The organism is Borreliella bissettiae DN127 (assembly GCF_000222305.1).
Classification (GTDB): domain Bacteria; phylum Spirochaetota; class Spirochaetia; order Borreliales; family Borreliaceae; genus Borreliella; species Borreliella carolinensis.
Genome location: NC_015921.1, coordinates 390,323 through 403,702, shown reverse-complemented (window position 1 = coordinate 403,702; position 13,380 = coordinate 390,323). Strand labels below are relative to the sequence as shown.

The following is a 13,380-nucleotide window of genomic DNA, read 5'->3' as shown; positions in this document are numbered from 1 at the left end:
CGCATGTCGTTATGATATGCGGCTTGTTATGTCTTAAAAAAGGAGTCTTTTAATGATAAAAAGAGTTCATCTGGGACAAGGAAGAGCTGATGAGATTTTAGACCTACCTAACCTGATAGAAATACAATTAAATTCTTATGAAAAATTTTTACAACTTGATAAATTAAAAAATAAAAAACCTTTACTTAATGAAGGCCTTGAATCTGTTTTTAGAAATATATTTCCCATCAAAAGTGGAAATGGCGATGTTGCTCTTGAGTATGAAAGATACTATATAGAAAATGATGCACTTAATTTTACAGAAAAAGAATGTAAAAGAAAGGGTCAAAGTTATGAGGCTGTTTTAAAAGTAAGATTGAATTTGCAATTTTTGACTACTGGGGAAATAAGGCAAAAAGACGTATACATGGGAACTATTCCTTTAATGACAGAAAGGGGCACTTTTATTATTAATGGGGCTGAGAGGGTTGTTGTTTCTCAGATTCACAGATCCCCAGGAGTTGTTTTTTATAAAGAAAAAGATTTGTATTCTGCTAGAATAATTCCTTATCGTGGTTCTTGGTTAGAATTTGAGGTTGATTCTAAAAAAGATTATCTTTATGTAAAAATAGATAGAAAAAAAAGAATACTCATAACTCTTTTTTTAAGAGCTTTGGGGTTTGATACGAGAGAAAAAATAATAGAAACTTTTTATAACATTAAAAAAATTAAAGTTGAAGACGATACAAAAAGAGATCTTCCAGGGCAATATTTAGCCAAGAGTATTAACATAAGAGAGAATATGTATTATCGAGCAGGAGATAAGATTACTCTGCAAGATGTTGAAGATTTTTTACAAAATGGAGTAAATGAAATAGAGCTTGTTGATTTTGATGGTTATGATGATATTCCTGGAAAATGCTTTGTAAGTTCGAATGTCATTTTAAATTGCCTTGAAAAAGAGGATGCGTTTTTTGCTTTAAAGGATGGATCTAAAGAGCTTTCAAAAGAATCAGTTATGCTGGCTGTATATGGCTCTCTTTTCCCCGGTGAGCCAATATCAATTGATAATGCTGAAAACGATTTAAAAACTATATTCTTTTCTGAGAGAAGATATGATCTTGGACGTGTAGGGCGCTATAAACTTTCTAAAAAATTTGGATTTGATGATTTAAGTACGTCAGTTTTAACTATGAATGATATTGTTAACACCATATCGCATCTTTTAAGAATATATGAAGGCCATGATGTTCTTGATGATATTGACCATTTGGGAAATAGAAGAGTTCGTTCTGTTGGGGAGCTTCTTACTAATATATATAAAGGTGCTATGTCAAGGGTTGAAAAAATTGCTAAAGATAGAATGTCTAACAAGGAAGTTTTTAATTTAAAGCCTCAAGAATTAATTAGTGTTAAACCTGTTGTATCTGCTGTTAAAGAATTTTTTGCAACCAGTCAGCTTTCACAGTTTATGGACCAGGTCAATCCTTTGGCTGAACTTACTCACAAAAGACGTCTTAATGCTCTTGGGCCGGGAGGACTTTCAAGGGATAGGGCAGGATTTGAAGTAAGAGATGTGCATTATACTCATTATGGCAGAATGTGTCCTATTGAAACTCCTGAAGGACCGAATATTGGGCTTATTGTTTCTTTGGCCACCTATTCCAGGGTTAATGATTATGGGTTTTTAGAAACCCCTTATAGGAAAGTTGTTAATGGAGAGGTGACTGATCAATTGGAATATTTGTCTGCTATTGATGAAGAGAAAAAGTGTATTGCTCAGGCTAATGCTGCTTTCAATTCTAATGGAAAGTATCTTGAAGATTTAGTTTCTGTTAGAATTTCTGGTGATTATACTACAACAAGCCCTACAAACATAGACTATATGGATGTTTCTCCTAGGCAGTTAATTTCAGTATCTTCAGCGTTAATTCCTTTTCTTGAGCACAATGATGCAAATCGAGCGCTTATGGGGTCTAATATGCAAAGACAAGCAGTGCCCCTGCTTTTCCCCAAACCTCCTATTGTTGGTACGGGCATGGAAAGTGTTGTTGCAAAGGATTCAGGAGTCGTGGTTAAGGCTAAAAGAAGTGGGGAAGTTATTCTTGCAACAAGTAGCAAGATAGTTGTTAAACCTTTTGAGGCAGAGAATTCTAAAGATTTAGATGAATATCATATTGTTAAGTATGAAAGGACAAATCAAGATACTTGCTTTAATCAATCTGTTTTAGTTAAAGAGGGTCAAAAGGTTGAAAGTGGCGAAATAATAGCTGATGGCCCTGCTACTAGATTTGGGGAGCTTGCTCTTGGCAATAATTTATTGCTAGGAGTTATTCCTTGGAATGGATTTAATTATGAGGATGCTATATTGATTTCTGATAGAATTGTAAAGGAAGATCTTTATACATCTATTCATATCAAAGAATTTAGCATAGAGGTAAGAGAAACTAAACTTGGTCCTGAGAAGGTTACAGGAGATATACCTAATGTTAGCGAAAAAATACTAAACAAATTGGATGAAAATGGGATTATACGGATAGGAACTTATGTAAAACCCGGTGATATTTTGGTTGGCAAAGTTACTCCAAAGTCAGAAGGAGACATTACTCCTGAATTTAGGCTTTTAACTTCCATTTTTGGAGAAAAAGCAAAAGATGTTAAAAATAATTCATTAAAAGTTCCTCATGGTACTGAAGGCACAGTTATTGATGTTCAAAGGATTACTAAAGAGGATGTTGGCAGTCTTTCTCCTGGAGTTGAGGAAATACTTAAAGTTTATGTTGCCAAAAAAAGGAAGCTTAAAGAGGGCGATAAAATGGCTGGACGACATGGCAATAAGGGCGTTGTTGCAAAAATTCTTCCTGTTGAAGATATGCCTTATCTTGCGGACGGAACCCCCCTTGATATATGCTTAAATCCTTTAGGAGTTCCATCTAGAATGAATATCGGACAGTTAATGGAATCTCAATTGGGTCTTGCTGGTAAATATCTTGGTGAATCTTATAATGTTCCTGTTTTTGAATCTGCTACAAATGAACAAATTCAGGAAAAATTAAAAAAAGCGGGATTTAATCCAACTTCTAAAGAAATTTTATATGATGGTTATACAGGAGAGCCGTTCGAAAATGAAGTAATGGTCGGGGTAATTTACATGCTTAAACTGCACCACCTTGTTGATGATAAAATGCACGCAAGATCAACAGGCCCGTATTCTCTTGTTTCTCAGCAACCTCTTGGGGGAAAAGCTCAATTTGGTGGGCAAAGACTTGGAGAAATGGAGGTTTGGGCTCTTGAAGCTTATGGTGCAGCGCACACTCTTCAAGAACTTTTAACAGTTAAATCTGATGATATGTCAGGCAGGGTTAAGATATATGAAAATATAGTAAAAGGTGTTCCTACTAATGTATCAGGGATTCCTGAGTCTTTTAATGTGCTAATGCAAGAGCTTAGAGGGCTTGGTCTTGATTTGTCAATTTATGATGATGCTGGGAATCAGGTTCCTTTGACAGAAAAAGAAGAAGAATTGATTAATAAAAGCTAAGTTTTTGGAGTTTTTATGAAAGAGATAAAAGATTTTGAAAGAATAAAGATTAAAATAGCATCTCCTGACCAAATTAGAAATTGGTCTTATGGGGAGGTTAAAAAATCCGAGACTATTAATTATAGAACTTTAAGACCCGAAAAGGATGGGCTTTTTTGTGAAAGGATTTTTGGCACTACAAAGGAATGGGAATGTTATTGTGGTAAATTTAAATCGGTTAGATACAAAGGTATTATTTGTGATCGTTGTAATGTAGAGGTTACCCATTTTAAGGTTAGACGTGAAAGAATGGGGCATATTGAGTTAGCAGCTCCAGTTGCTCATATTTGGTATTACAAATATATACCTTCTAGGATTGGGCTTTTGCTTGATATTACAGCATCTAGTTTGAATTCTATTCTTTATTATGAAAAATATGTAGTAATTGAACCGGGTGATACTGATCTTAAAAAAATGCAGCTTTTAAATGAAGATGAGTACATAGAGGCTAGAGAGCGATATGGTATGTCTTTTAATGCTTCAATGGGAGCCGAGGCTATTAAAACTCTTCTTGAAAATCTTGATCTTGATGAGCTTTCATCTAAGCTTAGGATTCAAATGATAGATAAAGATGATAAAACCGATAAGAAACTCTTAAGGCGTCTTGAAATTATTGAAAATTTTAAAATTTCTGGCAATAAGCCGGAATGGATGATTATGGAAGTTCTTCCTGTTATTCCCCCAGAGATTAGGCCAATGGTTCAGCTTGATGGAGGGCGTTTTGCAACATCTGATCTTAATGATCTTTATAGAAGAGTTATAAATAGGAATAATCGTTTAAGGAAGTTGCTTCTTCTTAATGCGCCAGAGATTATTGTAAGAAATGAAAAAAGAATGCTTCAAGAATCAGTAGATTCTCTTTTTGACAATTCTCATAAAAGAAAGGTTGTCAAAGGATCATCTAGTAGGCCCCTTAAATCACTTTCCGATGCATTAAAAGGTAAGCAGGGAAGGTTTAGACAAAATCTTCTTGGTAAAAGAGTAGATTATTCTGGTCGTTCTGTTATTGTTGTTGGGCCTGAGCTGAAGCTACATCAATGCGGATTGCCTGCAAAAATGGCTCTTGAGCTTTTTAAGCCTTTTGTGATAAGGAGACTGATTGAGAGTGAATCTGTTTTTAATATCAAAAGAGCAAAGAATTTAATAGAGCAAGAAGTTGACGAGGTATGGCAAATTTTAGATCTTGTTATCAAAGAGCATCCTATTCTTTTAAATAGGGCACCAACTCTTCATAGACTTGGAATTCAAGCTTTTGAGCCTGTGTTAGTTGAGGGCAAAGCAATAAAATTGCATCCCCTTGTTTGTCATGCATATAATGCTGATTTTGATGGTGATCAAATGGCGGTACACGTACCCCTTACTCCAGCAGCACAAGCTGAAAGTTGGGCTTTAATGCTTTCAACAAATAATCTTTTAAATCCTGCTAATGGGCATCCTATTGTTTTTCCATCCCAAGATATCGTTTTGGGCCTATATTATTTAACTATGGAAAAAAAGAATGTTGTTGGAGAAGGTAAAAAGTTTTTAAACTTTAGCAATGTTATTCTTGCCATAAATAATAGGAGCTTAGATTACAATGCTTCTATTTATGTAAAAATTGATGGTGAATACAAAAAAACTACAGCTGGTAGGGTTATATTTAATGAGGCTTTGCCCAATGGAATTGAATTTGTAAATAAAACTCTTAGTGATTTGGAGCTACAAATTTTAATATCAAAAGTTTATGTAGTTCATGGTTCTTCTACTGTAATTGAAATGCTTGACATTATCAAGGAGCTTGGCTTTAAGTATGCTACTAAGTTTGGGTGCACAATTAGTATGAGCGATATTATTGTTCCTGATGAAAAAAGAACTTATGTAGAAAGGGCAAATAAAGAGATTGCCAAAATTCAAAATGATTATGCCAAAGGTGTTATTACTGGTGAAGAGCGATATAATAATGTAGTTTCTGTTTGGTTAAAGACCAACGAAGAACTTACTAATAAGATGATGGAAATTTTAAAGAGAGACAGAGATGGATTTAATGTTATATATATGATGGCAGATTCTGGTGCTAGGGGCAGTAGGAATCAAATAAGACAGCTTGCTGGTATGAGAGGATTAATGGCTAAAACTTCCGGGGATATTATTGAGCTTCCAATTATTTCTAACTTTAAAGAAGGTCTTTCTGTGATAGAGTTTTTTATATCTACAAATGGAGCAAGAAAAGGCCTAGCAGATACTGCTCTTAAGACCGCTGATGCTGGATATTTAACTCGAAGATTAGTGGACATTGCCCAAGATGTTGTAGTTAGAATAGAAGATTGTGGAACTATAAATGGAATAAAAGTTGAGACTGTAAAAAATGGCGAAGAAATATTAGAATCTTTAAAAGAAAAAGCTGTTGGGAGTTATTCTATTGAAAGAATAAAAAATCCAATTACCGGTGAGATTGTTTTAGATGCAAATGAAGAAATCTCAGAAGCTAAAATAGAGTTATTAGAAAAAATTGGTATTGAAAAACTTGTGATTAGATCTGTTTTAACGTGTGAAGCTGAACATGGTGTTTGTCAAAAATGTTATGGTAGAGACTTTTCTAAGAACAAGCCTGTTAACATTGGTGAGGCTGTAGGAATAATTGCTGCTCAGTCCATAGGTCAACCCGGTACTCAATTAACCATGAGAACTTTTCATATTGGTGGAGTCGCTCAGGCTGGTAGTGAGGATGATAAAATATCTTTAAAGAATGCCTTTATACTTAATGGCATAGAAGGTTTTAATGTTAAAGTTGACAGCGGAATTCTTTTCACGAGAAAAGGAACTTTAAAAATAATCAATGTTTTTTATGAGGAAAAAATTAAGAACATAAAAGAGATTAAAGTTTTAGATTCTCAAAGAGTAATAAAAGGAATTCCTTTGTTTATTGATAAAAAGGGCACAGAGATTCTCTCTTCTTATATTGGTTATGTTAAATTAAGAGACGATAATTTTTTCATAGTATCAGAAGAGCAAGAAGTTGCCTTGAAAGCGGGCACAAAGCTTGAAATAGAGGTTGGTGATTATGTTGAATCAGGCAAAGTTATTGGCACATTTGACCCATTTGCAGAGCCTATTATTGCAGAGGTTAAGGGTAAAATTAAATTTAAGGATATTATTTTAGGAACTACTCTTAAAGAAGAAATAAATACTGAAACAGGCAATGTTGAAAAAAGAATTACAGATAATGTTTTTGAATCTCTTGATCCTAGAATTTTTATTATTGATAGTAGTGGCATGGAGGTTACATCTTATGTATTACCAGGGGATGCTTATCTTCAAGTTGAAGATGGTCAGAGTATTAATATAGGAGATACTATTGCAAAACTTTCTAAGGGTTCTGAAAAAACTCAAGATATTACAGGAGGATTGCCCCGTGTTAATGATCTTTTTGAAACAAGAATTCCTAAGAATTTAACTGAAATGGCTAAAGTAAGTGGAATTGTGCAATTTAAATCAATTCAAAAAGGTAAAAGACTTATTAATATTTTAGATGAGTATGGGGTTGAGCATAAACATTATATTCCAGCCGGCAAGCATCTTTTGGTTAGAGATGGGGATGTTGTTAAAGCAGGAGATATGCTTTGTGATGGTAGAATTAATCCTCATGATGTGCTTGAAATTTTAGGTGGGATTAGTTTGCAAGAGTTTCTGTTGGCAGAAATTCAGGATGTTTATCGAAAGCAGGGTGTAAGCATTAATGACAAACATATTGGTGTGATAATCAAGCAAATGATGAAAAAAGTGAAGATTGTAGCAGTTGGTGATACTAATTTTGTTTATGGGCAAAAGGTAGATAAGCACACTTTTTATGAGCAAAATAGAAAAGTAATCGAACAGGGCGGTGAGCCGGCAATAGCAAGTCCAATTCTTATAGGAGTAACTAAGACTTCTCTTAATATAGATTCTTTTATTTCCGCAGCGTCTTTCCAGGAAACAACAAAAGTATTAACAGATGCTTCAATTGCTGGAAAAATAGATGATCTTAGGGGATTGAAAGAAAATGTTGTAATTGGACATTTAATTCCCACTGGGACTGGTATGGGGCTTTATAAAAAAATTAAAGTCAGTGAAAATATCGATTATGAAGCTTAACTTGAAAATAAGTTATATATTTGCTACCATTTTATTAATAGTTTCAAGAAAAGGAGAGCGTTGATAAATGCCTACAATTAATCAGTTAATTAGAAAGCCTAGAAAAAGTCAAACGGAGAAGACCGCATCTCCTGCACTTCAAAATTGTCCTCAAAGAAGAGGAATTTGTACACGTGTAATGACCGTAACTCCCAAAAAGCCTAATTCGGCTTTAAGAAAAGTAGCACGTGTTAGACTTTCAAATGGATTTGAAGTAACAGCATATATTCCAGGAATTGGTCATAATTTACAAGAACACTCTGTGGTTCTAATTAGAGGTGGTCGAGTTAAAGATTTGCCTGGTGTAAGGTACCATATTGTTAGGGGTGCTAAAGATACCCTTGGTGTTAATAATAGGAAAAAGGGTAGATCTAAGTATGGAACAAAAAAGCCTAAAGCTTAACTGAAAGGTGGATTAATATTAAATATGTCAAGAAAAAATAAAAAAATCAAAAAGAAAATTTTTGTTGATACTAGGTACAATTCTAGAATTGTTGCAAAGTTTGCAAACAGAATGATGTATGATGGAAAAAAATCAATAAGCGAGAATATACTTTACAGTTCAATAGACTTACTCGCTGATAAACTTGAAGAAAGCGATAAGATGGCTGTTTTTTATAAAGCTTTAGATAATATTAAGCCGTTGGTAGAAGTAAGAAGTAGACGGGTGGGTGGTGCTACATATCAAGTTCCTGTTGAAGTTAGAGAAGAGAGAAGAGAAGCTTTGGCGATGAAGTGGATTATTTTTGCTGCTAGAAAGTCTAGTGGTAGGTCTATGAAGGAAAAGTTGTCAAATGAACTTTTAAATGCATATAATTCTACTGGAGCTGCTTTTAAGAAGAAAGAAGATACTCATAGAATGGCTGAGGCGAATAAGGCTTTTACTCATTATAGATGGTAAAAAGACACCTTTTAAAGGTGTCTTTTTTTGTTTATATGCTGTGTATTATTAAAACCATTTTTTGTATTTTTTTGTTAAAAGTAAGGAGGGTATTTTTGTGTTAAAAAAAGTTTATAATTTTATTATTTTTTTGCTTATTGTTGCTTGTTCTGGCTCTGATGATGGTAAATCTGGGGCAAAAACAGTTTCGCTTATAGTTGATGGTGCTTTTGATGATAAAGGATTTAATGAAAGTTCTTCTAAGGCGATAAGAAAATTAAAGGCTGATTTAAATATAAATATAATTGAAAAAGCATCTACAGGCAATTCTTATTTAGGAGATATTGCAAACTTAGAAGATGGTAATTCAAATTTGATTTAGGGGATTGGATTTAGATTGTCAGACATTCTTTTGCAAAGAGCTAACGAGAATGTTTCTGTTAGTTATGCAATCATAGAGGGGGTTTACGATGAAATTCAAATACCCAAAAATCTTCTTAATATTAATTTTAGATCTGAAGAGGTGGCTTTTTTAGCAGGATATTTTGCTTCAAAGGCTTCTAAAACGGGTAAGATCGGATTTATTGGAGGAGTGAGGGGAAAAGTTTTAGAATCTTTTATGTATGGATATGAGGCTGGTGCTAAGTATGCAAATTCTAATATTAAAGTTGTCTCTCAATACGTTGGTACATTTGGAGACTTTGGACTTGGCCGTTCAACAGCGTCTAATATGTATCGAGATGGGGTTGATATCATATTTGCAGCTGCAGGACTTTCTGGTATAGGAGTAATTGAGGCCGCAAAAGAATTGGGGCCCGATCATTATATTATTGGAGTCGATCAGGATCAATCATATCTTGCTCCTAATAATGTTATTGTTTCTGCTGTAAAGAAAGTTGATTCATTGATGTATAGTTTAACAAAAGAGTATTTAAAAACTGGAGTTTTGGATGGGGGCAAGACCATATTTTTTGGGCTTAAAGAAGATGGACTTGATTTGGTTTTAAATGAAAACTTAAAATCAAATTATTCTGAGATTTATGACAAATCATTGAAAATCGGTCAAAGTATAATGAATGGTATAATAAAAGCGCCTTATGACAAGGCATCTTATGATAAGTTTGTTTTGCAAATGGAAAATTAACTCGATTTTTATGAGTTAATTTGTGGAAAATCTTTTTAATTCTTTAACCTTTAACTATATTTTAGAGAGGTTTTTAGTTGTTGTAAGTTTTAATTTAAATTAATCTTGCAAAAGGGTTTAAATTTGGATATTGTGGTGATGTAGGGAAAATAATTTTTCCTACTACCGTGTTTTTATTAATGCTAGAAGTATCTTTTTAAGTATCTTATTGAATTTTTTATTTTATAAATAAAGAATACTACTTGTTAGTAAAATAAAGTTAATATTTTTATTTTAAAAAAAATATAAATTTTTTTAAAATAAATTTTGTAAGGAGAGGATTGATTTTGTTTAAAAGGTTTATTTTTATTGCTTTATCTTTATTAGTATTTGCTTGTTTTAAATCTAATAAAAAGTCTGTTAAATCTGACAAAGTTGTTGTAGGTGTTTTAGCTAATGGTAGCTTTTATGATAAGGGCTATAATCAAAGTGTTCATAGCGGCGTTGTAAAACTTAGAGATAATTTTGGAGTAAAACTTATAACTAAATCTTTAAGGCCTTACCCTATTGAGGGTAAAAGACTTCTTACTGCTAGTGAGGCAATGACAGAGGATGCTTATGAGGTTCAAAAAAATCCTTTAAATCTTTTTTGGATGGTTGGATACGAATTTTCCGACTTATCTGTTAAGCTTTCTTACGAACGTCCAGATATTTATTATGGCATTATAGATGCTTTTGATTATGGCGATATTCAAGTTCCTAAGAATTCCTTGGCCATTAAGTTTAGAAATGAAGAAGCTGCATTTTTGGCTGGGTATATTGCTGCTAAGATGAGTAGAAAAGAAAAGATTGGATTTTTAACAGGCCCCGTTAGCGAATATTTAAATGATTTTAAGTTTGGTTTTAAGGCGGGAATTTTTTATGCTAATCCTAAATTAAGATTAGTTTCAAAAAAAGCGCCCTCTCTTTTTGATAAAGAGAAAGGCAAGGCAATGGCTCTATTCATGTATAAAGAGGATAAAGTGGGCGTTATTTTCCCAATAGCCGGCATAGCTGGTCTTGGAGTTTATGATGCTGCCAAGGAGCTTGGACCTAAATATTATGTTATTGGCTTAAATCAAGATCAATCATATATTGCACCTCAAAATGTTATTACTTCAATACTTAAGGATATTGGCAAGGTTATTTATTCTATTTCATCAGAGTATATTAATAATGGAGTTTTTAAAGGCGGCATTGTTATTGATCGGGGCTTAAAGGAAGGAGTAATAGAGGTTGTTAAAGATCCTGATGTTTTAAATAATAGATTAGTTGATGAAGTTATTGATCTAGAAAATAAAATAATAAGTGGAGAAATTATTGTTCCTGATAGTGAATATGCATTTGATTTATTTAAATCAAAGTTATAAACTACTTAGGTATAGCTTTATTTGTAAAGGGGGAATAGTTTATGAATAGATTACTGTTGTTGATTTTGTTTGAAGGTATTATTTTTTTATCTTGTAGTGGTAAGGGTGGTCTTGAGAGTGAAACTTCTAAGGTATCTTTAATAATTGATAGAACTTTTGATGATAAATCTTTTAATGAGAGTGCTTTAAATGGTGCAAAAAAAGTTAAAGAGGAATTTAAGATTGAGCTTGTTTTAAAAGAATCTTCAGCTAATTCTTATTTATCTGATCTTGAAGGGCTTAAGGACGCGGGTTCAGATTTAATTTGGCTTATTGGGTATAGATTTAGCGATGTGGCAAAGGCTGTTTCTCTTCAAAATTCCGATATGAAATATGCAATTATTGATCCTGTTTATTCTACTAATGATTCTGTTCCTGCAAATTTAGTGGGTATGACCTTTAGAGCTCAAGAGGGTGCATTTTTAACAGGTTATATTGCTTCAAAGGTTTCTAAAACAGGTAAAATTGGATTTTTAGGGGGAATAGAGGGAGAGATAGTAAACGCTTTTAGGTATGGTTATGAGGCTGGTGCTAAGTATGCTAATCAAGATATAAAGATATTTACTCAGTATATTGGTAGTTTTGTTGACATTGAAGCTGGCAGAAGTATTGCAACTAAAATGTATTCCGATGAAATAGACATTATTCATCATGCTGCAGGCCTTGGAGGAATTGGGGCTATTGAGGTTGCAAAAGAACTTGGTTCTGGGCATTATATTATTGGAGTTGATGAGGATCAATCATATCTTGCTCCCAATAATGTTATAACATCTACAACCAAAGATGTTGGTAGATCTTTAAATATTTTTACATCTAACTATCTAAAAACCAATACTTTTGAAGGTGGCAAATTAATAAATTATGGCCTTAAAGAAGGAGTTGTGGGGTTTGTAAGAAATCCTAAGATGATTCCCTTTGAACTTGAAAAAGAAATTGATAGTCTTTCTAGCAAAATAATCAACAAAGAAATTATTGTTCCACATGATAAAGAAAGTTATGATAAATTTCTTAAAGAATTTATTTGAATAAAGAATCGATTTATATGTTTTATTTTTAGGCATAAAAAACACATTGGTTTTGTTCGAATGATTTAAATGGAGAAATTTTCTATATGAGGATTGCGATTTTTATATTAGGCATTTTATTGACTTCATGCTTTAGTAAGCATGAAGTAGAATCTGGTTCAAGAAAAATTAAGATATCCATGTTGGTAGATGGTGTTCTTGATGATAAATCTTTTAATTCTAGTGCTAATGAGGCTTTATTGTGCTTGAAAAAAGATTTTCCAGAAAGTATTGAAAAAATTTTTTCTAGTGCTGTTTCTGGAGTTTATTCTAGTTATGTTTCAGATCTTGATAATTTAAAAAGGAATGGTTCAGACCTGATTTGGCTTGTAGGGTATAGACTTACAGATGCATCTTTATTGGTTTCATCAGAGAATCCAGAAATTAGCTATGGAATAATAGATCCTATTTATGTCGATGATGTTCATATCCCTAAAAATTTGATTGCTGTTGTTTTCAGAGTAGAGCAGGGTGCTTTTTTGGCTGGCTATATTGCAGCTAAAAAAAGCTTTTCTGGCAAAATAGGTTTTATAGGGGGAGTAAAGGGTAGCATAGTAGATGCATTTCGCTATGGCTATGAAGCTGGCGCAAAATATGCTAATAAAAATATAGAGATTATGAGTGAATATTCCAATTCTTTTTCCGATGTTGATATTGGTAGAGTCATAGCTAATAAGATGTATTCTAAAGGAATAGACGTAATTCATTTTGCAGCTGGTTTAACGGGGCTTGGCGTTATCGAGGCGGCAAAAAAACTTGGCGATGGTTACTATGTTATTGGAGCCGATCAAGATCAATCACATCTTGCTCCTAAAAATTTTATTACTTCTGTTATAAAAAGCGTTGGGGATGCATTATATTTGATTACTAGCGAATATATTAAAAATAATAATGTTTGGGAAGGTGGAAAAGTTATTCAAATGGGATTAAGAGATGGTGTTGTTGGTTTATCTAATGCGAATGAATTTGAATACATAAGAGTTCTTGAAAGAAAAATAATCGATAAAGAGATTATTGTTCCTTGTAATCAGGAAAGATATGAAATTTTTATAAAACAAATATTAAAGTTATAGACTTTTTAGATAGAAAGATTTTAATTTTCCAGTTTTTAATTTTTTTAATTATGTTATATTTATTGTGTTATAATAAATATAACT

General features: G+C 32.9%; 7 protein-coding genes and 1 pseudogene. All 8 read left to right on the top strand.

Annotation, left to right across the window (positions count from 1 at the left end; genetic code table 11):
* Positions 1-52: 52 nt before the first annotated feature.
* Positions 53-3,520 (top strand): DNA-directed RNA polymerase subunit beta, encoded by a 3,468-nt coding sequence (gene rpoB / locus BBIDN127_RS01895; protein WP_014023626.1) that lies wholly within the window; start codon positions 53-55, stop codon positions 3,518-3,520.
* Positions 3,521-3,535: 15 nt separating this feature from the next.
* On the top strand, positions 3,536-7,669 hold the full coding sequence (gene rpoC / locus BBIDN127_RS01890; protein WP_014023625.1) for a DNA-directed RNA polymerase subunit beta': 4,134 nt from the start codon (positions 3,536-3,538) through the stop codon (positions 7,667-7,669).
* 67 nt (positions 7,670-7,736) lie between these two features.
* Positions 7,737-8,111 carry a 30S ribosomal protein S12 gene (rpsL, locus tag BBIDN127_RS01885; RefSeq protein ID WP_002656492.1) on the top strand — a complete coding sequence of 125 codons (375 nt, stop codon included), beginning with the start codon at positions 7,737-7,739 and terminating at the stop codon, positions 8,109-8,111.
* Between the two features lie 24 nt (positions 8,112-8,135).
* Entirely contained in the window at positions 8,136-8,609 is a 474-nt protein-coding gene (rpsG, locus tag BBIDN127_RS01880) for a 30S ribosomal protein S7 (protein WP_014023624.1), read from the top strand.
* Between the two features lie 97 nt (positions 8,610-8,706).
* A pseudogene (bmpD, locus tag BBIDN127_RS01875) lies at positions 8,707-9,732 on the top strand (nucleoside ABC transporter substrate-binding protein BmpD).
* Between the two features lie 326 nt (positions 9,733-10,058).
* Positions 10,059-11,120, top strand: coding sequence for a nucleoside ABC transporter substrate-binding protein BmpC (gene bmpC, locus BBIDN127_RS01870; protein ID WP_014023623.1), 1,062 nt, complete (start codon positions 10,059-10,061; stop codon positions 11,118-11,120).
* A 41-nt stretch (positions 11,121-11,161) separates the two neighbouring features.
* A complete protein-coding gene (bmpA, locus tag BBIDN127_RS01865) occupies positions 11,162-12,184 on the top strand; it encodes a nucleoside ABC transporter substrate-binding protein BmpA (protein WP_014023622.1) in 1,023 nt (340 codons plus the stop codon).
* Positions 12,185-12,270: 86 nt separating this feature from the next.
* Complete coding sequence (gene bmpB / locus BBIDN127_RS01860; RefSeq protein WP_014023621.1) at positions 12,271-13,296, top strand: nucleoside ABC transporter substrate-binding protein BmpB; 1,026 nt, start codon at positions 12,271-12,273, stop codon at positions 13,294-13,296.
* Positions 13,297-13,380 lie beyond the last annotated feature (84 nt).